This is a genomic window from Enterobacter sp. PL_is511, from assembly GCF_055816065.1.
In genome coordinates this window covers 309,060-327,399 of sequence record NZ_JBVPGP010000023.1, presented here as the reverse complement: position 1 = coordinate 327,399, position 18,340 = coordinate 309,060, and the positions used below count along the sequence as shown (strand labels likewise).

The following is an 18,340-nucleotide window of genomic DNA, read 5'->3' as shown; positions in this document are numbered from 1 at the left end:
GAGGAATGTGTATGGCCAGAACGATTTTTTGTACTTTCCTGCAGCGTGACGCTGAGGGCCAGGATTTCCAGCTTTATCCGGGCGACCTGGGTAAACGCATCTACAATGAAATCTCCAAAGAAGCCTGGGGACAGTGGCAGAAAAAGCAGACCATGCTGATCAACGAGAAGAAACTCAGCATGATGAACCCGGAACACCGCAAGCTGCTGGAGCAGGAGATGGTGAGCTTCCTGTTCGAAGGTAAAGACGTGCACATCGAAGGCTATACGCCACCGGAAAAATAACAGCGTGCGGGGGAAACCCCGCCGTTAAAGCAAACACAACACGCACTCCCGGAATGATGAAAAAACTTTTAGCGCTAGCCCTTGTTGCGCCGTTGCTTGTTTCGTGTTCGTCAAAAAAAGGCGAAGATTACAACGAAGCCTGGATCAAGGACACCAACGGTTTTGACATTTTGATGGGGCAGTTTGCCCACAACATCGAGAACATATGGGGATTTAACGAAGTTCTTATTGCCGGACCCAAGGACTACGTTAAGTACACCGACGCCTATTTGACCCGTAGCCACATCAACTTTGATGAGGGTACGATCACGATTGAGACCATTGCAGGCACTGACCCTGCGGCACGACTCCGTCAGGCCATTATCAAAACGCTGCTGATGGGTGACGATCCGGGATCTATCGATCTCTACTCCGATGCCGACGATATTACGATCTCGAAAGAGCCGTTCCTGTACGGCCAGGTTGTCGATCAGACCGGCCAGCCGATCCGCTGGGAAGGTCGCGCCACGAAATTTGCCGACTACCTGCTGCAGACGCGCCTGAAAAGCCGCTCTAACGGTCTGAAGATCATCTACAGCGTCACCATCAACCTTGTCCCGAACCACCTCGACAAGCGTGCGCATAAGTACATTGGGATGGTGCGTCAGGCCTCACGTAAGTACGGCGTGGATGAGTCGCTGATCCTGGCGATTATGCAGACCGAATCGTCGTTTAACCCGTATGCGGTAAGCCGTTCCGACGCCCTGGGGCTGATGCAGGTGGTGCAGCACAGCGCCGGGAAAGACGTCTTCCGCGCGCAGGGGAAATCCGGCACGCCGAGCCGCAGCTATCTGTTCGACCCGCAGAGCAACATTGATACCGGTACCGCCTATCTGGCGATGCTGAACAATGTGTATCTGGGCGGAATTGATAACCCAACGTCGCGCCGCTATGCGGTGATCACCGCCTATAACGGCGGCGCGGGCAGCGTGCTGCGCGTCTTCTCGAATGACAAAGTGCAGGCCGCGAACATCATCAACAGCATGGCGCCGGGGGATGTTTACTCCACCCTCACCACCCGCCACCCGTCTGCGGAATCCCGTCGGTATCTGTATAAGGTGAATACGGCGCAGAAAAACTATCGTCGTCGGTGATCGGCACACCTTCTCCTGCAAGGAGAAGGTGTTCTGCTTCCCCCCACCCATACGAAAATGTTATTTGCATCACAATCCAAACTGCAAATTAATGTGGATTGCATTTTTTTGCGGGAGGTAACAAAACATATCGTTGCCAACTGATAGAATTGCATCAAATAACAACCCTGAATGTTCCTATAACAACATATCTCCCGCTCACTTGTGAGGAAAGTAACATGAACCTTAAGCTGCAGCTTAAAATATTGTCGTTTCTGCAGTTCTGCCTGTGGGGTAGCTGGCTGACTACACTCGGCTCCTATATGTTTGTGACGCTCAAGTTCGATGGTGCGTCAATCGGTGCCGTATACAGCTCGCTCGGTATTGCGGCGGTCTTCATGCCAACGCTGCTGGGGATCGTGGCGGATAAATGGCTAAGCGCCAAATGGCTGTACATGCTTTGCCATCTGGTGGGCGCGGGGACGCTGTTTATGGCAGCCCAGGTGACCACGCCGGGGGCAATGTTCATGGTGATCCTGCTTAACTCGCTGGCCTATATGCCAACGCTTGGGCTGATCAACACCATCTCCTACTACCGCCTGAAATCCGCGGATATGGATATCGTGACCGATTTCCCGCCAATCCGTATCTGGGGCACCATCGGCTTTATCATGGCGATGTGGGGCGTGAGCTTCGCGGGCTTCGAACTGAGCCATATGCAGCTCTATATCGGTGCAGCGCTCTCCGTGCTGCTGGCGATCTTCACCTTGACGCTGCCAACCATCCCGGTGTCTAACCAGCAGAAAAACCAGAGCTGGAGCACCATGCTCGGCCTGGACGCCTTCGCGCTGTTTAAAAACAAACGCATGGCGATCTTCTTCATCTTCTCCATGCTGCTGGGCGCGGAGCTGCAGATCACCAACATGTTCGGCAACACCTTCCTGCACAGCTTCGATAACAATCCGCTGTTCTCCGGCAGCTTTATCGTTGAACATGCGTCGGTGATGATGTCCATCTCTCAGATCTCTGAGACGCTGTTTATCCTGACCATCCCGTTCTTCCTGAGCCGCTATGGCATCAAGAACGTCATGCTGATCAGTATCGCGGCGTGGATGTTGCGCTTCGGTCTGTTCGCCTACGGCGACCCAAGCCCGTTCGGCACCGTGCTGCTGGTGCTGTCGATGATCGTTTACGGCTGCGCCTTCGACTTCTTCAACATCTCCGGTTCGGTGTTTGTGGAAAAAGAGGTGAAGCCTGAAATCCGCGCCAGCGCGCAGGGTATGTTCCTGATGATGACCAACGGCTTCGGCTGTATTCTTGGCGGCGTGGTGAGCGGTAAAGTGGTGGAGATGTACACCACCAACGGTATCACCAACTGGCAGCCTGTATGGCTGATCTTCGCGGCGTACTCGCTGGTGCTGTTCTTCGCGTTCATCGCGCTGTTCAAGTACAAGCACGTACGTGAACCACACGGTGCGCAGCCGATCGCGCATTGATTGTTGTGCCCGGTGACGCTAACGCTTACCGGGCCTACAAAACCAGACCATAGGCCGGGTAAGGCGAAGCCGCCACCCGGCTATTTTATTCCAGACAGTACCCACCCTACCGACAGCAAATCCGCACTGCCGCCCGGGCTCAGATTGCGTTCAATCAATGCGTTATCCATTTTAAGCAACGCCTCGCGGTCCCAGCCGTTAGCCAGCAGTTCCCGCGCGTAGCCCTGAACGTAGTGCAGCCCTTCCATGCCGCCGCGAGATACCAGATTGCTGTCCTGATTGACGGCCATCAGGCGTAACAGCAGGCCATGAAGTGAATGTCCGTTCCACTGCGCCAGCGCCTTACGCACCGTCGCAAAGCCGCTCTCCGCCTCACCGCGCGCACCGGTTAAGCCGTACTGCTGGAACTGCCGCTCGCCAGCCGTCGCCTGTCCGCTGCGTGCGGCCAGCTCCCGCGAAACCAGCCCGCTGCAGATGTTACTCACCTCACAGCAGAGGCTGTCTGCGGAGATATTTTTCACACGACCGGCGGCGAAGCACAGTAAACCCAGGGCAAAAATCCCGCCCTTGTGCGTGTTCACTCCGTTCGTCGCGGCATACATCGCCTGCTCGCAGGCCAGCCCCATCGGGCGGAGAAACCGTAGCTGTACGCCAGCGGGTTTATCCGCATGCGCGCTGCCCAGCTCGGCAAAGCGCGAAAACCACGGCGTAATTGCCGCGATGCTGCGGACGAACAGCGCGTGGTCCATATCCCGATGGGAACCGTTGTTGAGCGTGTCCACCAGCCCCGGCTTGGGCGTCAGCTCCAGCTCCTGCCACAGCGCCGCTTCGGCAAGCGCGGGCACGTCAGCCGGGCGCGGTTTAGTCGCGAGCAAACCAGTCATCGATCGTCTTCTCCACGCGGGAAACCACCTGCTCAACGGGGTGGTTGCGCGAACGGGAACAGGCATGAGCGGGCGCGTCGCAGATCAGGCAGCGCCTGAGATTCGCCCCCAGCGACTGACGCCCGACGTGGCCATGCTGAGGGCAGATCACGTCCAGATCCCACAGCCTGCCGAGCGGGTGCGTCTGCTCCAGATCCGCACAGTGCGCTTTGATTTCCACCGCCGGATGGGCCACGCACCAGAGGGCTTCAGGTCCGGTCGGGAGCCACAGCACCTGACGGTCCAGCACCTGCCAGCGGTTTTCCCACAGCAGCTGGTCGCACATCTGCAGCGCCACGCCCATGGTATTGCGGTAGCGCAGGCTGTCCTTGATTTCCCCGGGCGTGACCAGCGTGAGGGAAATCACCGGTTGTTGATAGTGCTCGAGCATGTCAGCCTGGCGCGCTGCGCGGCGCTCTTTCGCCGCCAGCAGTTCGTCAAGGCTGACACCCGCCCGCACGGGTGTCGCTAAAGTCATACGTCCTCCTTCACCTGTCGCACGGTGTCGATCACGCTGCCGTCGCGGTAGCGGATCACCCCGACGATTTTGTCGGTAAATTCAATCGGTTTCGGGACGCCGGTCAGGGAGATCGCCCGCTCGTACAGCGCGTTGATATCCACAACCTTCAGCCCGGCCTCCAGCAGCCGCTCGCGGATTTCCGGGCGCGCCGGGTTGACCGCGATGCCGTGATCGGTAACCAGCACGTCGATGCTTTCGCCCGGCGTGAGGCGCGTGGTAACCCGCTTCACCACCGTCGGAATGCGGCTGCGCAGCAGAGGGGCAACGACGATGGTCAGGTTCGCCGCGGCGGCCACGTCGCAGTGCCCGCCGGACGCGCCGCGCATCACGCCGTCGGATCCGGTGATGACGTTGACGTTGAACTCGACGTCGATTTCCAGGGCGCTGAGGATCACCACGTCGAGCTGGTCGCAGCTTGCCGCCTTGCTGCCTGGGTTAGCGTAAACGTTGGTGGAGATCTCCACGTGGTTCGGGTTGCGCGCCAGCGAGGCCGCCGCCTGGCCGTCAAAGCACTGGGTATCGAGCAGCTTTTCGATGAGCCCCTTCTCGTGCAGATCCACCAGGCTGCCGGTGATGCCGCCGAGCGCAAAGCGCGCCTTCACGCCGCTGCGCTCCATCTTCTCTTCCATAAAGCGGGTGCAGGCCGTGGCCGCCGCGCCGGAGCCGGTCTGCATCGAGAAGCCCGGTTTGAAGTAGCCGGAGTGTTCAATGACGTCCGCCGCATAGCGGGCGATCATCAGCTCGCGCGGGTTGCTGGTGACGCGCGCCGCGCCGACGCTGATTTTCGCCGGGTCGCCCACGCTTTCAACCTGCACGATGTAGTCCACCTGGTCCTGCACCAGGCTGGCGGGCATATTGGGGAACGGCACCAGCTCTTCAGTCAGCAGCACCACCTTGCGGGCAAAGTGGGCGTCTACCATCGCGTAACCGAGCGAACCGCAGCACGATTTGCCGTGCGTCCCGTTGGCGTTGCCAAACTCATCGCTGCACGGCACGCCGAGAAACGCCACGTCGATATTCAGCTCGCCGTCCTGGAGCAGCTTCACGCGCCCGCCGTGGGAGTGAATTTGCACCGGCTCGTCCATCAACCCGTGGGAGATGGCGTCCGCCAGCCTGCCGCGCATGCCGGAGGTGTAAATCCGGGTGATGACGCCGCTTTCGATATGTTCGATCAGCGCGTCGTTACAGGTCATCAGCGAGCTGGAGGCCAGCGTCAGGTTTTTAAAACCCATCCGCGCCAGCAGCGCCACGACGGTGTTGATCACCCGGTCGCCTTCGCGAAACGCATGGTGGAAGGAGATGGTCATCCCGTCCTGCAGGCCGCAGCGCTTAACCGCCTCTTCAACAGAGGCGCAGAGCTTACGGCTGTGCTTCGCGTCGCTGTCCGCCAGCCACGGCGTGGCGCTGTGGGCGGTATCGAAGGGTTTTAAGTCCCGCAGATGGGGAAAATTCACGTGAAGAAGTTCAGTCTGGTTCATCATCTTATCCTTACCGACGCACGCCGGAGGCTGCCGCGCGCTCCAGCACCACCTGCGCGTGGTTAATAATCGGTGCATCCACCATTTTGCCGTTAAGCGACACCACGCCCAGGCCGTTACGCTCGCCCTCTTCCGCCGCCTCAATCACCCTTCTGGCGTGATCCACCTCTTCCTGCGTCGGGGCGTAGGCGTTGTGCAGCAGGTCAATCTGGCGCGGATTAATCAGCGATTTGCCGTTGAAGCCCATCTTGCGGATCAGATCGACCTCGCGCAGGAACCCGGCCTCGTCGTTAACGTCTGACCACACCACGTCGAAGGCGTCGATGCCCGCGGCGCGGGCGGCGTGCAGCACGGCGCAGCGGGCGTAGAACAGCTCGGTGCCGTCGCCGCGCTCGGTCTGCATGTCCATCACGTAGTCAAAGGCGGCCAGCGCGATGCCAATGAGGCGCGGGGAGCTGCGGGCAATCGCCACGGCGTTGATGACGCCAATGGCCGACTCAATCGCCGCCATCACGCGGGTGGAGCCGACCTCGCGGCCGCACGCCTGCTCGATACGCTCAAGGTGGCCCTCCAGCTCGTAGATGTCGTCTGGCGTGTCGGTTTTCGGCAGGCGGATCACGTCCACGCCGGCCCGCACGGCGGCTTCCAGATCCAGCAGGCCAAACGGCGTGCTGAGCGGGTTAATGCGCACCACGGTTTCGATATCCTGATACATCGGATGCTGCAGCGCGTGAAACACCAGCATGCGCGCGGTATCCTTCTCGCGCAGGGCAACGGCGTCCTCAAGGTCAAACATGATTGAGTCGGGACGGTAGATAAAGGCGGTGGAGAGCATGGCGGCGTTGGCGCCAGGCAGGAACAGCATGCTGCGGCGGAGTTTGCTCATTTCAGCGCCCCCCAGTTAATGGCCTGTTCATCGGCGGCACGCATCAGCGCGCTTTGCAGACGGGCGCGGATCACACAGTCCAGCGCCCCTTTGTCTTCAATAATGATTAACCCCTGGTGCACGTTCATGGCGCGCAACGTGTCGTTGACCACCTGGCGAATGTGCTCGCCAAACTGCTTAATCACTTCGCTGTGGATGACGATCTCCAGCTCGCCGTGAGCGGGAGCGATTTTCACCATCAGGTCGCTGGACTCCTGCGTTCCGGCCAGCGCCTCCCTTACAATTTTCATGATAAATTCCTGGTAGTTAAGCGACTTCCGCACTCGCACGGTAATGCGTTTCGAGATGCGCGAAGGTGGAGTCCGGGACAATCTCCCGGATCCGGGAAAACTGCTGTGTCTTCAGTAATCGACGCACTTCGGACGCCGATATGGCGTTGCCGGTGGCCTTGATGCGCGGCATCTCCACCACCTCGATATGCGAGGCCAGCAGGTCGTGCAGCGTCTGGTTGTACTGGCGGGTGATATCGCAGAACGGCTCCGAGCCGATGAAGCGGTGCGTGATGCCGAGCGCCGGGGCGATAAAGTCCCGGAAGATCAGCACGTCGATCTCGCTCCACGCCTGCTGCACTTTGCCGGTCTCCTTCAGGAAGTAGGCCGGAAAGGTGGCGCGAGAGATGATGTACTGAGAGCCTTCATGCACCACCACGTTCGGCAGATGCGCCACGCCCGCGCGCACCATCTCGAGCCGCGCGCTGAACGGGAAGAACGACGCCTCTTCGCGCACCACGAACAGGTGCAGGGCGTCGCACTGCGCCGCCGCCTGCTCCACCAGATGGCGGTGGCCGAGGGTGAACGGATTGGCGTTCATCACGATGGCGCCAATCTTCTCCCCGCACCTGCGGTTCGCGCGCAGAGAACGGCAGTAGCGCTCGATCCCCTGCGGGGTGTTCTCCATCAGCACGGCGTTGTTCCCGCTCTGGGCAATCGGCCAGAAGCCGCTGCGGGCAAAGCGCTCCCGGTTGCACGGACGGGTGCAGAGGAAGAGGTGAAAATGGCCGCGCTCCAGCGCCGCATGTTCCACCTCTGCCAGCAGCCGCGCGCTGAGGTTCTCGCCGCGAAGCTGCTCGTTAACCGCCACGCATTTGATGACGTTGGCGGCAAGCCCTGCGCAACCCACCAGCTGCGGGCCTGACCAGGCTTCGACAAACAGCGTGATGTCGTTGTCCAGGCCAAGGCCGCTGTCTGCCAGCAGGTAACGGATCTGGCTTAAGCGTTCCGGATGCTTCGCCACGAGGGTGTGGCGAAAATCGATGGGTTGACTGTTCATGCCGCCTTACTCAGTGTGCTGCCGCAAGCCCGACGGCTGGCGCTTCCACGATCACGTTGCTCAGATGACCGATATGCTCGATCTCCACCTCAATGCGATCGCCCTCTTTCATAAACAGCGGCGGATTGCGCTTTTTACCCACGCCGCCCGGGGAGCCGGTGATGATCACGTCGCCTGGGCTTAAGCGGGTAAAGGTGCTGATGTACTCAATCAGCTCCGCAACCTTGTGGATCATGCTGCTGGTGTTGTCTTCCTGCACCATGCGGCCGTTCAGCCAGGTGCGGATCGCCAGTTGGTGCGGATCGGGGATCTCGTCCGCCGTTGCCATCCACGGGCCGAACGCGCCGGTCTGACGCCAGTTTTTACCGGCGGTAAACCAGGTGTGCTGCCAGTCGCGGGCGGAGCCGTCCATATAGCAGCTGTAGCCCGCCACGTGGCGCAGGGCATCATCACGGCTGATGTTCTCCCCGCCTTTACCGATGATCACCGCCAGCTCGCCTTCGTAGTCGAATTCGCTGGAGTGGCGCGGCTTCAGCACCGGCTCGTTGTGGCCGGTCTGTGAATCCGGGAAGCGGACAAACAGCGTCGGAGCCGGGTTGTGCTGGTCAAACTCCTTGCGCTTGTCGGCGTAGTTCATGCCCACGCAGAGGATTTTTTCCGGCTGCTCAATCACCGGTAAGAAGGTGATGGCGCTCATCGGCACGTCCACGGCATCGTTCAGGTAGCGGGTGGCCTGCGCCAGCCCGTTGCCCTGCAGCAGCGCCTTGAGGTCGCTGTAGCGGTCGCCCAGACGGCGGCCTAAATCAATCACGCCGTCGGCCTGGACGATGCCGTAGCTGCGTTTTCCCTGGTATAAAAAGCTTGCGAGTTTCATTGTTCTTTCCTGAAAACTTAAACGAGGAAGTTGCCCAGAATCAGCAGTGAGACAGAGACGTTAATCGCCCCGCCGATACGGGTAGCAATCTGGGCGAACGGCATCAGGCTCATGCGGTTACCTGCGGTCAGGATCGCCACGTCGCCGGTACCGCCCTGGCCGCTCTGGCAGCAGGAGACGATGGCGACATCAATCGGGTGCATACCAATCTTTTTGCCGACGAAGAAGCCGGTGGCGACCAGTGCAGAAACGGTGCTGACAATCACCAGCAGGTTGCTGACGGTGAACGCCGCCACCAGTTCATGCCATGGGGTGATGGCCACGCCAACGGCGAAGAGGATCGGGTAGGTCACAGAAGTCTGGAAGAATTTGTACACCACCTGAGAACCTTCCAGCAGGCGTGGAGAGGCGCCGTTGCAGAGCTTCACCAGCACCGCCATAAACAGCATGCCGACCGGAGCAGGCAGGCCAATCAGCTTGTGGCCGAGCATGCCCAGCATGTAGAGCAGCACCGCCAGCAGCGCGCCGGAGGCGATAGTGGTCACATCCGCTTTGCCGGAGAACGCAGGCTGAGAGACGGTGGTATCGGCATTGGCGCGGTTAGGCATCAGCTGGCCTTCACCGGTCAGGTGCGGGAAGCGTTTACCGAGCTGGTTCAGGCAGCCGGAGATGATGATCGCCGTCAGACCACCGAGCATCACCATCGGCAACACGCGGCCGAGCGCCACGCCCTGGTCCATGTGCAGTAAGGTGGCATAGCCGATGGAAAGCGGGATCGCCCCTTCCCCGACGCCGCCCGCCATAATAGGCAGAATGATAAAGAAGAAGATCTGGAACGGCTCAAGACCCAGCGCCAGGCCGACGCCCATCCCCACCAGCATGCCGACGATTTCGCCGCACAGCATCGGGAAGAAGATGCGAAGGAAGCCCTGAATCAGCACCGTGCGGTTCATGCTCATGATGCTGCCGACAATAATGCAGCAGATATAGAGATAGAGAATGTTGGTGGATTTGTAGAACTTGGTGGTGGACTCGACCACCACGTCCGGCAGCAGGCCATAGTAGACCAGCGCGGAAGGAATAAAGGTGGCGCAAATCGCCGCCGCGCCGAGCTTGCCGACAATCGGCAGGCGTTTGCCAAACTCGCCGCAGGCAAAGCCGAAGAAGGCCAGCGTTGCCACCATCACCACGATATCGCTCGGCAGTTTTCCGCCCAGGCAATCAATCGCGATCAGTGCGCCCGCCAGAACGAACAGCGGCAGAGGAATAATCCCAATTTTCCAGGTATCCATAATATGCCACCAACGCTCTTTGAGCGAAGGTCGCTGAATTTCAATCGGGTCGTGGGTAACAGAGAAAGAATCGTCAGTTGTGCTCATAATAAGCCCCTTGGTTATTTTGTGCGTTCAGCTTAGAGTCACAAAGGCTTACTTTATGTGAGGAATGGCATATTAAAAGCGAAGTTTTAATGGCAGCTATGGTTTTAATGGTTTCTTTTATTTAATGTGATTTATACCTTATTTATTAGCGTGGTTTTTATGGTTTCTTTTCCGAATCGAACAAACAAATAACATTTGTTCATGCAGCCAGAGGCACGGCAGACTTTAGGATAACGCTTTTACAGCGCCCGCTGTGCAAGGGATCACAAGTTTTCGGCAAAGCGGGCGTCCGCGTGAAAAAAGATGATATATTGGCGATCTTTGCTGCTACCTTGCGTGATAGTTATGAAAGTCTCTTTCCAGATCAAGTTGTTTATTTCGCTGGTTGCCTTTTTCTCAGTACTTTTTGCGTTACTGGGCGGATATTATTATGCCGACGTCGGAAAACAGCTATATCAGGAAATGAGTACGCGAGCCAAAATACAGGCTGAAGAAATTGCGCTTATTCCGACATTGCGTAATGAAGTTGAACAAAAAAATATCAGCGCCATCCATGATTTTATGCAGAAGATTTCTGCGCACAGTGACGCCAGCTTTATTGTGATTGGTGATAATAAGGGTCAGCATCTTTTTCACTCCGTCTTTGCCGACAGAGTGGGCACAACCCTGGTTGGCGGAGACAACGAAGCCGTATTGCAGGGTAAAAGCACCACCACCATTCGCAAAGGCGGGTTGGGTATTTCGCTGCGCAGTAAGGCCCCCATCTTCAACGCTGCCGGACAGGTGGTCGGCATTGTTTCGGTCGGCTATCTCACCAGCTACCTGGACACCATTACCGTCAGTAAGGTGGTCAATATCCTGATTGCCGCCGTGCTGCTGCTGATCGCTCTCTTTATCTTCTCCTGGTTCTTTACCCGCAGCATCAAGAAGCAGATCTTCTCTCTTGAGCCGCGAGAAATCGGGCTGCTGGTGCGCCAGCAGAAGGCGCTAATGGAGTCTATTTATGAAGGGGTGATTGCCATTGACGATCGGCGGCGGATTGAGGTGATCAACCAGGCGGCGCGCAAGCTGCTGGGTCTGAGCCAGCCGGCCCGTGAGCTGCGCGGGCAGCTGATAAGCCAGGTTATCGATCCGGTCCCGTTCTTCGACACGCAGACGATGCTGGCGAAAGATACCCATGACGAGATTTGCCGTTTTAACGATCTCACGGTAATTGCCAGCCGGGTGCACATCATGCTTGAGGGGTCGCTGCAGGGGTGGGTGATCACCTTCCGCGATCGCAACGAAATCGACTCGCTGAGCGCCCAGCTCAGCCAGGTAAAACGCTATGTCGATAACCTGCGTATTATGCGCCATGAGCAGTTAAACCGAATGACCACGCTCTCCGGCCTGCTGCATATGGGCCGCTATGAGGAAGCCATTGGCTACATTCAGGCGCAGTCGGAGCATGCCCAGGAGCTGCTGGACTTTATCTCTTCGCGCTTCAGCTCCCCGACCCTGTGCGGCCTGCTGCTGGGGAAAGCCGCCCGCGCGCGGGAGAAAGGCGTCGAACTGAGTTTCGACCCGGCATGTCGGCTGGACAGGCCGTTCCTGCCGTTAGGGGAGCAAGAGCTGATTTCGATTATTGGCAACCTGCTGGATAACGCCATCGAAGCGACACAGCGATCGCCGCTTCCCCATGCGCCGGTAGAAGTGCTGATAAAACTCAGCGAACAGGAGCTGATTATTGAAGTGGCCGACCAGGGCGTTGGCATTACACCGGAGATCCGTGACCGGATCTTTGAACGCGGCATCACCACCAAAACACGCGGCGATCATGGGATTGGCCTGTATCTGATCGAAAGCTATGTCACACAGGCTGGCGGCGCGATAGAAGTTGCCGATAATACCCCGCGCGGCGCCATTTTCTCCTTGTTTATCCCGGCCACGGGAACCGCCCGGCAACTGGAAGACACCGATTATGCAACATGAACTTATCGACGTACTGATTGTTGAAGACGAGAACGAGCTGGCGCAACTGCACGCGGAGCTGATAAGCAAACATCCGCGACTGAGGCTGGTGGGCATTGCCTCGTCGCTGGCTGCGGCTCAGGCAGTACTTGCAAACAAACAGCCGCAGCTGGTGCTGCTGGATAACTATCTGCCGGACGGCAAAGGGATCTCGCTGATCAATAACCCCATGCTGGCCCGCGCCAACTGCTCGGTGATTTTTATAACCGCCGCCAGCGATATGGATACCTGCAGCCAGGCGATCCGCAACGGCGCATTCGACTACATCCTCAAACCCGTCTCCTGGAAACGGCTCAGCCAGTCGCTGGAGCGGTTTGTGCAGTTTGCCGAACAGCAGCGGGTCTGGAAGATTGTCGACCAGCAGAACGTCGATTCGCTGTATCAGCTACAGGCGAAAAACTACCGCCAGGACAACGGCAGCAAGGGTATTGAGGAAAATACGCTGGCGCGGGTGCAGTCGCTGTTTAACGACAAGGCAACGCACTGCTTTACCGTGGATGAAGTGGTGAGCGAAACGGGATTAAGCAAAACCACCACCCGGCGCTATCTGGAACACTGCGTGGAGGCGGGTTTTCTGACGGTGGAGATGCTGTACGGCAAGATTGGGCATCCGAGGAGGATGTACAAGCGTAGCGCGATTTGATGAAAGGTTCCCTCTCCCTGTGGGAGAGGGTTAGGGTGAGGGCTGCAGCCCGCACTATCTCAACACATACCCATACAGCCGCTTGATCCCGTCAGCATCCTTCTCGCTGTAAACCCCCTGCAGCTCCGGCGAGAAGCCCGGCAGCAGGTTGATCCCCTCCTCCAGCGCCAGGAAGTAACGCTGTACCGCCCCGCCCCAGACTTCACCCGGCACCACGCACAGCACGCCCGGCGGATAGGGCAGCGCTCCTTCGGCCGCAATTCGCCCTTCGGCATCCCGTATGCGAACCAGCTCCACCTCTCCGCGAATATACACCTGATTGGCATCCTGCGGGTTCATCACCACCTCCGGCAGGCTCTCCTTGCGGAACATCGCCTTCTGCAGATCCTTGACGTCAAAGCTGACGTAGAGATCGTGCATCTCCTGGCACAGCTGGCGAAGGGTGTAATCCCGGTAGCGCACCGGGTATTTCTGGAAGATCGTCGGCAGCACGTCCGCCAGCGGCGTGTCGTCTTCAATATGCTGTTCAAACTGGCCCAGCATCGCCACCAGCTGCGCCAGCTTCTCGCTGCTTTCGGCAGGCGTCAGCAGGAACAGGATCGAGTTGAGGTCGCATTTCTCCGGCACGATGCCGTTTTCGCGCAGGTAGTGCGCCAGAATCGTCGCCGGGATCCCGAAATCGGTGTACTCCCCGGTTTCGGCATCGATACCCGGCGTGGTCAGCAGCAGCTTGCACGGGTCGACAAAGTACTGCTCGTGAGCATAGCCCTCAAACCCGTGCCATTTGGCCCCCGGCTCAAAGCTGAAGAAGCGCAGCTCGCTGGCAATGGCGTGCGTCGGATGATCCTGCCACGGGCGCCCCGCCACCACCGGTGGGATAAACGGTTTGATCATATGACAGTTGGCAATGATTGCCTTACGCGCCTCAATCCCCAGCTCAACGCACTCGGCCCACAGCCTGCGCCCGCTTTCCCCTTCGTGGATCTTGGCATTCACATCCAGCGCCGCGAACAGCGGGTAAAACGGGCTGGTGGAGGCATGCAGCATAAAGGCGTTGTTCAGCCGCTTGTGCGGGCAGAAACGCGCCTGACCGCGGATGTGGTTATCCTTTTTATGGATCTGCGACGTTTGTGAGAACCCGGCCTGCTGTTTGTGCACCGACTGGGTCACGAAAATTCCCGGATCGTTCTCGTTCAGCTCCAGCAACAGCGGGGACGTTGCCGCCATCATCGGAATAAATTGCTCGTAGCCCACCCAGGCGGAGTCAAAGAGGATGTAGTCGCACAGATGGCCGATCTTGTCGATCACCTGACGGGCGTTGTAGATCGTCCCATCGTAGGTGCCGAGCTGAATGATCGCCAGGCGGAACGGACGCGCCTCGTCGGCTTTCTCCGGCGCCGCCTCGCGGATCAGGTCCCGCAGATACACGTCGTCAAAGCAGTGCTCGTCAATCCCGCCAATAAAGCCAAACGGGTTACGTGCAGCCTCCAGATAAACCGGCGTGGCACCCGCCTGGATCAGCGCCCCGTGGTGGTTAGATTTATGGTTGTTGCGGTCGAACAGCACCAGGTCGCCGCGGGTGAGCAGCGCGTTGGTCACTACCTTGTTGGCCGCCGACGTTCCGTTCAGCACGAAGTAGGTTTTATCCGCGTTGAACACTTTCGCCGCGAACTTTTGCGCATGCTTGGCGGACCCTTCGTGGATCAGCAGATCGCCCAACTTCACGTCGGCATTGCACATGTCGGCGCGAAACACGTTCTCACCGAAGAAATCATAGAACTGCCGCCCTGCCGGGTGTTTTTTGAAAAAGGCACCGTGCTGGTGTCCCGGGCAGGCGAAAGTGCTGTTGCCCATCTCCACATACTGGCTCAGGGTGTCGAAAAACGGCGGCAGCAGGTTCTCTTCGTAACGGCTGGCAGCGGTCTCCAGTTCCAGAAACTCCTGAGCTTTACCCGAGATGACCGCGGTGGCACCGTCAGGTACGTCCGTTGCCTCCTGCGAGAAAATAAACACCGGTAGCTGAAAGCCCGTACGTTTCAGCAGTGCAAGAATGCCGCTGCGACTTTCAGCTGTTGTGATGACGACGGCCGCCACATCGGTAAAATCAGTGCTGTCCAGCATCACCTTTTCGCGGTGCGTAGACACAGTGGAGGCCAGCTCGCGGCTGACGGCAATTTTCATGGTTTTCATAGGCGCAGTTACCCTCACCGAGCGGTGAGACAGGGAGGAGAAAATTCGCGCAATAATGTCACCTTTTATTTTGAGGTGCAAGAAGGAATCAGTATGCACGAAACCACCCAAAGCTAAGGCTCGCGCAGGCCTGACGTGCCATAATAATGCAATATCAATGATTAAATAACAGGAGTTAACTTTGGTTATCGGGCCATTTATCAACGCAGGAGCCGTATTGCTGGGCGGCGTACTCGGCGCCGTGCTGAGCCAGCGGTTGCCGGAGCGGATTCGCACCTCCATGCCCTCGATATTCGGCCTGGCATCGTTAGGGATCGGTATTCTTTTAGTCATCAAATGCGCCAACCTGCCGGTGATGGTGCTGGCCACCCTGCTCGGCGCGCTGATTGGCGAGTTCTGCTATCTGGAAAAAGGCATTAACGGCGCGGTGAGTAAAGCCAAAAACCTGATTGCCCGACCCGGCGGCAAGGCGAAACACGGTACGCATGAGTCGTTTATTCAAAACTATGTCGCTATCATCATTCTGTTTTGCGCCAGCGGCACCGGGATTTTCGGTTCGATGCAGGAAGGGATGACGGGCGACCCGAGCATATTGATTGCGAAGGCGTTTCTTGATTTCTTCACCGCCACCATTTTCGCCACTACTCTTGGCGTCGCCGTGGCGGCGATTTGCGTCCCGATGCTGCTGATCCAGCTGGCACTGGCTACCTGCGCCACGTTGATTCTTCCGCTCACCACGCCAGCGATGATGGCAGACTTTACCGCCGTCGGCGGCCTGCTGCTGCTGGCTACCGGGCTGCGTATCTGTGGGATTAAGATGTTTGCCGTGGTGAACATGCTGCCCGCACTGCTGCTCGCCATGCCGCTCTCCGCACTCTGGACGCACTTTTTCGCTTAAGGATGCGGCGAAATGGTGAGAGATTGCGCAGTCTGTAACGAAAACAACATTTTTCGTTGACGCCACCGGGCAGATCGGGTTTAATGCGCCCCGTTGCCCGGATAGCTCAGTCGGTAGAGCAGGGGATTGAAAATCCCCGTGTCCTTGGTTCGATTCCGAGTCCGGGCACCACTATTTAAAGAACCCGCCCTCGTGGCGGGTTTTTGCTTTTGCGCTAGTCCAGCAGCTCATACAGCCAATCACTGACATAGTATTACGCTTCCAGCGTCAGACTTCCTTTTAATTTTTGATTAAAAAATAACAAGTCATTGTCTTAAAAAAACAAAGACAGGCCGTAAACATGATCTGTTTTGAACTTCTATACCAGCTACGCGTATACGCTTGCCCGAATGGTCTGCGAAAGCAGGACGGAGATCCACACGCAAAAAGGAAGGAATATTCGAATGGCTATAGCGGCTTATCTATGGCTGAAGGACGATGGTGGCGCGTTGATTAAAGGCGGAGTTGATGTTCAACACAGAGAATGCAGCATTGAAGTGAAAGGTTTTCATCATAACCTTGTTATCCCAACAGATAACGCAACCGGTAAAATAACCGGTACGCGAATGCACTCACCTATGTTGATCATTAAGGAATTCGATTGTTCAAGCCCGTACCTCTACAAAGCCGTTGCGACAGGTCAAAACCTGTCATCAGCTGAGATAAAGTGGTATCGGATAAATTACTCTGGCATGGAAGAAGAGTATTTCAACATGTTGCTTGAAGACGTCAGGATAGTGTCGATTTCCCCTGCGATGGCTTCAGGCGATAACCCTAACGAAAACCATATGGAAACCATCGAACTCAGGTACGAGAAAATCACCTGGAAGCATAACGATGGGATCATCATCTTTAGTGATGCATGGAACGAGCGTCAATCGGCGTAAACATCATAAGGGGCTTTCAGCCCCTTAGTCATATAGCCAGCGCCCCGCTTTTGCCGACTCAATAATCATTTCGAGATTTAGCGGCTTGTACTGCCGATCGCGGAATTTTTTTCTGAGCCGAAACTGAAACCAATACAGCTCCGGTTCAAAATAATGGTCCATCACAAAGTTGCTATATTCAATTCCATACCGGGTGAAAAGGTCAAGCAGCATGTCCTCAAGATCTTCTGGTACGAGATTGAAATGCTCCTGGAAGGTCCATTCTTTCCTTGCCGGAGTTTTACGGTCACTATAATTCTCAGTGATGTAATCTAGTAATTCTTGCTCATCAGGAAGCAACATCAGAAGTATGTCCAGGCAATACGATCTTTAGGTCGCGCGATGAGGTTGTACTTGCTTCTCGTTTCTCTGGCAACCGTAATAAAAATAATCACCGCCTGAGTATAGCCAACATACGGAACCGCCCGCCCTACTGCTGCCCCGACCTTGTTTGTTAGACGTGTCTTACCCATACCAATGGTGGTTTCGACCCTTATGCCATCGGGGAAACGTGCTCCCTTTAAAATACGCCGCGCCACTTTCGAGGCAATACTTGTCCGTGATCCGGATGCACCCAGGACCTTTCGCTTAGGCAGAAGGGGTTGCCCAGCCAAAATGGTTGCAGCAGTCTCAACCGTCACCCCTATATGATTTGCAAGACCTTCAGCAAATATGAGCAAAAATAGCTCCTGCGCTGTTACGTTAGCATTACCGTGATAGAAATATGTTCCACCAGACTCTTCAACCGTGTCCATTACAGCGTCCTTTCTCTCGTTTTGAGCCAGAGTAAATCCATATCTGAAACAAGGATGCTGTCACCGTCCATTTTTCTTAAAACTCAGAATAGCGCCCGCAAGACAGTTTTATGCTTTTGGTCTCTCCCCAACCCAGGGATCGTTCCTACCTGCGCCCAGCAGTTTGTTTTTGAAGATAAACAAACACGCCTCATTAAAATTCTCCGCCCCCAGCCGTTCCGAGAGCGCCGTCCGTTTACGATAGAGACTTTTCACCGACGTATTCAGCTCGCCTGCAACCTCCTCCATTAACATCCCTGCCCTCAACATGGACTGACCCCGCCAACCACTCAGCGAAATGAGTAAATTACTCAACAGGATAGGGGCTCTCCCCGTCATCCGGCTTTATCGAAACTGCAAAGATTGCTTTCAGATATGTAGGGCAGCTATTCACTGGAGCAGGAGTGGCACAACATATGTGAGCACCAGCAACAAATCAGGCCGAGGAGCGAAGCTGTAAAAAGCGACTTCTGCTTCAGACCCCGTAACTACATTGCTACTATATTGTCCATGCGTTGGCACGCATGGCTGTCAGAGGGAGCCGTTTATCAGTCTAAAC

Annotated in this window: 18 protein-coding genes, 1 tRNA gene and 1 pseudogene; 8 read left to right on the top strand and 12 right to left on the bottom strand. The window is 57.0% G+C overall.

All coding sequences use genetic code 11. From position 1 onward, the window contains the following. Positions 1-11 precede the first annotated feature (11 nt). From AC0TN7_RS13845 to AC0TN7_RS13835, 3 genes are all read left to right on the top strand, one after another. Positions 12-284 carry an oxidative damage protection protein gene (locus AC0TN7_RS13845; protein ID WP_023309138.1) on the top strand — a complete coding sequence of 91 codons (273 nt, stop codon included), beginning with the start codon at positions 12-14 and terminating at the stop codon, positions 282-284. Between the two features lie 56 nt (positions 285-340). Further along, positions 341-1,417 carry a membrane-bound lytic murein transglycosylase MltC gene (mltC, locus tag AC0TN7_RS13840; RefSeq protein WP_024906549.1) on the top strand — a complete coding sequence of 359 codons (1,077 nt, stop codon included), beginning with the start codon at positions 341-343 and terminating at the stop codon, positions 1,415-1,417. Positions 1,418-1,635: 218 nt separating this feature from the next. Beyond that, positions 1,636-2,892 carry a nucleoside permease gene (locus AC0TN7_RS13835; RefSeq protein ID WP_008499767.1) on the top strand — a complete coding sequence of 419 codons (1,257 nt, stop codon included), beginning with the start codon at positions 1,636-1,638 and terminating at the stop codon, positions 2,890-2,892. 80 nt (positions 2,893-2,972) lie between these two features. On the opposite strand, the gene citG is transcribed toward AC0TN7_RS13835, so the two are convergent. From citG to AC0TN7_RS13795, 8 genes are read right to left on the bottom strand one after another with little or no spacing between them, the layout of a single operon-like run. Next, positions 2,973-3,776, bottom strand: coding sequence for a triphosphoribosyl-dephospho-CoA synthase CitG (gene citG, locus AC0TN7_RS13830; protein WP_061714492.1), 804 nt, complete (start codon positions 3,774-3,776; stop codon positions 2,973-2,975). Then, positions 3,754-4,293, bottom strand: a complete 540-nt coding sequence (gene citX / locus AC0TN7_RS13825; RefSeq protein WP_023618643.1) for a citrate lyase holo-[acyl-carrier protein] synthase — start codon at positions 4,291-4,293, stop codon at positions 3,754-3,756. Before citX ends, citG begins: the two co-directional genes overlap by 23 nt. Continuing rightward, the gene (gene citF / locus AC0TN7_RS13820) at positions 4,290-5,813 is read right to left on the bottom strand and encodes a citrate lyase subunit alpha (RefSeq protein ID WP_473702214.1); all 1,524 of its coding nucleotides are present in this window, start codon (positions 5,811-5,813) and stop codon (positions 4,290-4,292) included. The genes citX and citF overlap by 4 nt, the downstream gene beginning before the upstream one ends. 10 nt (positions 5,814-5,823) lie before the next feature. Continuing rightward, the gene (gene citE, locus AC0TN7_RS13815; RefSeq protein WP_023326048.1) at positions 5,824-6,699 is read right to left on the bottom strand and encodes a citrate (pro-3S)-lyase subunit beta; all 876 of its coding nucleotides are present in this window, start codon (positions 6,697-6,699) and stop codon (positions 5,824-5,826) included. After that, complete coding sequence (gene citD / locus AC0TN7_RS13810) at positions 6,696-6,989, bottom strand: citrate lyase acyl carrier protein (protein ID WP_021242087.1); 294 nt, start codon at positions 6,987-6,989, stop codon at positions 6,696-6,698. The genes citE and citD overlap by 4 nt, the downstream gene beginning before the upstream one ends. Before the next feature lie 16 nt (positions 6,990-7,005). Beyond that, on the bottom strand, positions 7,006-8,028 hold the full coding sequence (gene citC, locus AC0TN7_RS13805; protein ID WP_061714490.1) for a [citrate (pro-3S)-lyase] ligase: 1,023 nt from the start codon (positions 8,026-8,028) through the stop codon (positions 7,006-7,008). 10 nt (positions 8,029-8,038) lie between these two features. After that, complete coding sequence (locus AC0TN7_RS13800; RefSeq protein ID WP_045134818.1) at positions 8,039-8,902, bottom strand: fumarylacetoacetate hydrolase family protein; 864 nt, start codon at positions 8,900-8,902, stop codon at positions 8,039-8,041. Positions 8,903-8,919: 17 nt separating this feature from the next. Continuing rightward, a complete protein-coding gene (locus AC0TN7_RS13795) occupies positions 8,920-10,281 on the bottom strand; it encodes a 2-hydroxycarboxylate transporter family protein (protein ID WP_032650157.1) in 1,362 nt (453 codons plus the stop codon). Between the two features lie 345 nt (positions 10,282-10,626). On the opposite strand from AC0TN7_RS13795, the gene AC0TN7_RS13790 reads away from it, so the two are divergent. Further along, the gene (locus AC0TN7_RS13790) at positions 10,627-12,252 is read left to right on the top strand and encodes an ATP-binding protein (protein ID WP_061714489.1); all 1,626 of its coding nucleotides are present in this window, start codon (positions 10,627-10,629) and stop codon (positions 12,250-12,252) included. Beyond that, complete coding sequence (locus tag AC0TN7_RS13785) at positions 12,242-12,934, top strand: response regulator (protein ID WP_473702213.1); 693 nt, start codon at positions 12,242-12,244, stop codon at positions 12,932-12,934. The genes AC0TN7_RS13790 and AC0TN7_RS13785 overlap by 11 nt, the downstream gene beginning before the upstream one ends. 54 nt (positions 12,935-12,988) lie before the next feature. Here the strand turns inward: AC0TN7_RS13785 and AC0TN7_RS13780 are convergent, their stop codons facing one another. After that, the gene (locus tag AC0TN7_RS13780) at positions 12,989-15,124 is read right to left on the bottom strand and encodes an ornithine decarboxylase (RefSeq protein ID WP_473702212.1); all 2,136 of its coding nucleotides are present in this window, start codon (positions 15,122-15,124) and stop codon (positions 12,989-12,991) included. Positions 15,125-15,305: 181 nt separating this feature from the next. Here AC0TN7_RS13780 and AC0TN7_RS13775 point away from each other — a divergent pair, with 181 nt between their 5' ends. The 3 genes from AC0TN7_RS13775 to AC0TN7_RS13765 all read left to right on the top strand — a co-directional run bounded on the left by AC0TN7_RS13775 (position 15,306) and on the right by AC0TN7_RS13765 (position 16,948). Further along, positions 15,306-16,022, top strand: a complete 717-nt coding sequence (locus AC0TN7_RS13775) for a DUF554 domain-containing protein (protein ID WP_048989588.1) — start codon at positions 15,306-15,308, stop codon at positions 16,020-16,022. 95 nt (positions 16,023-16,117) lie between these two features. Next, a tRNA-Phe gene (locus AC0TN7_RS13770) sits at positions 16,118-16,193 on the top strand. Between the two features lie 272 nt (positions 16,194-16,465). After that, entirely contained in the window at positions 16,466-16,948 is a 483-nt protein-coding gene (locus AC0TN7_RS13765; RefSeq protein ID WP_024906538.1) for an Hcp family type VI secretion system effector, read from the top strand. A gap of 24 nt (positions 16,949-16,972) precedes the next feature. Here the strand turns inward: AC0TN7_RS13765 and AC0TN7_RS13760 are convergent, their stop codons facing one another. The 3 genes and pseudogenes from AC0TN7_RS13760 to AC0TN7_RS13750 all read right to left on the bottom strand — a co-directional run. After that, positions 16,973-17,290 (bottom strand): DUF1493 family protein, encoded by a 318-nt coding sequence (locus tag AC0TN7_RS13760; RefSeq protein ID WP_024906537.1) that lies wholly within the window; start codon positions 17,288-17,290, stop codon positions 16,973-16,975. Then, a complete protein-coding gene (locus tag AC0TN7_RS13755) occupies positions 17,290-17,742 on the bottom strand; it encodes an STM2901 family protein (protein WP_024906536.1) in 453 nt (150 codons plus the stop codon). Before AC0TN7_RS13755 ends, AC0TN7_RS13760 begins: the two co-directional genes overlap by 1 nt. 108 nt (positions 17,743-17,850) lie before the next feature. Next, positions 17,851-18,051, bottom strand: a pseudogene (locus AC0TN7_RS13750) (hypothetical protein); the annotation flags it as partial. Positions 18,052-18,340: the final 289 nt, after the last annotated feature.

Bases quoted from the DNA above. Each gene is read 5' to 3' on its own strand.
- AC0TN7_RS13785 (WP_473702213.1), top strand. From the start codon at position 12,242: ATGCAACATGAACTTATCGACGTACTGATTGTTGAAGACGAGAACGAG.
- AC0TN7_RS13755 (WP_024906536.1), bottom strand. From the start codon at position 17,742: ATGGACACGGTTGAAGAGTCTGGTGGAACATATTTCTATCACGGTAAT.
- AC0TN7_RS13795 (WP_032650157.1), bottom strand. From the start codon at position 10,281: ATGAGCACAACTGACGATTCTTTCTCTGTTACCCACGACCCGATTGAA.
- citG (WP_061714492.1), bottom strand. From the start codon at position 3,776: ATGACTGGTTTGCTCGCGACTAAACCGCGCCCGGCTGACGTGCCCGCG.
- citE (WP_023326048.1), bottom strand. From the start codon at position 6,699: ATGAGCAAACTCCGCCGCAGCATGCTGTTCCTGCCTGGCGCCAACGCC.
- citF (WP_473702214.1), bottom strand. From the start codon at position 5,813: ATGAACCAGACTGAACTTCTTCACGTGAATTTTCCCCATCTGCGGGAC.
- AC0TN7_RS13790 (WP_061714489.1), top strand. From the start codon at position 10,627: ATGAAAGTCTCTTTCCAGATCAAGTTGTTTATTTCGCTGGTTGCCTTT.
- mltC (WP_024906549.1), top strand. From the start codon at position 341: ATGAAAAAACTTTTAGCGCTAGCCCTTGTTGCGCCGTTGCTTGTTTCG.
- AC0TN7_RS13835 (WP_008499767.1), top strand. From the start codon at position 1,636: ATGAACCTTAAGCTGCAGCTTAAAATATTGTCGTTTCTGCAGTTCTGC.
- AC0TN7_RS13845 (WP_023309138.1), top strand. From the start codon at position 12: ATGGCCAGAACGATTTTTTGTACTTTCCTGCAGCGTGACGCTGAGGGC.
- AC0TN7_RS13780 (WP_473702212.1), bottom strand. From the start codon at position 15,124: ATGAAAACCATGAAAATTGCCGTCAGCCGCGAGCTGGCCTCCACTGTG.
- citC (WP_061714490.1), bottom strand. From the start codon at position 8,028: ATGAACAGTCAACCCATCGATTTTCGCCACACCCTCGTGGCGAAGCAT.
- AC0TN7_RS13765 (WP_024906538.1), top strand. From the start codon at position 16,466: ATGGCTATAGCGGCTTATCTATGGCTGAAGGACGATGGTGGCGCGTTG.
- citX (WP_023618643.1), bottom strand. From the start codon at position 4,293: ATGACTTTAGCGACACCCGTGCGGGCGGGTGTCAGCCTTGACGAACTG.
- citD (WP_021242087.1), bottom strand. From the start codon at position 6,989: ATGAAAATTGTAAGGGAGGCGCTGGCCGGAACGCAGGAGTCCAGCGAC.
- AC0TN7_RS13800 (WP_045134818.1), bottom strand. From the start codon at position 8,902: ATGAAACTCGCAAGCTTTTTATACCAGGGAAAACGCAGCTACGGCATC.
- AC0TN7_RS13760 (WP_024906537.1), bottom strand. From the start codon at position 17,290: ATGTTGCTTCCTGATGAGCAAGAATTACTAGATTACATCACTGAGAAT.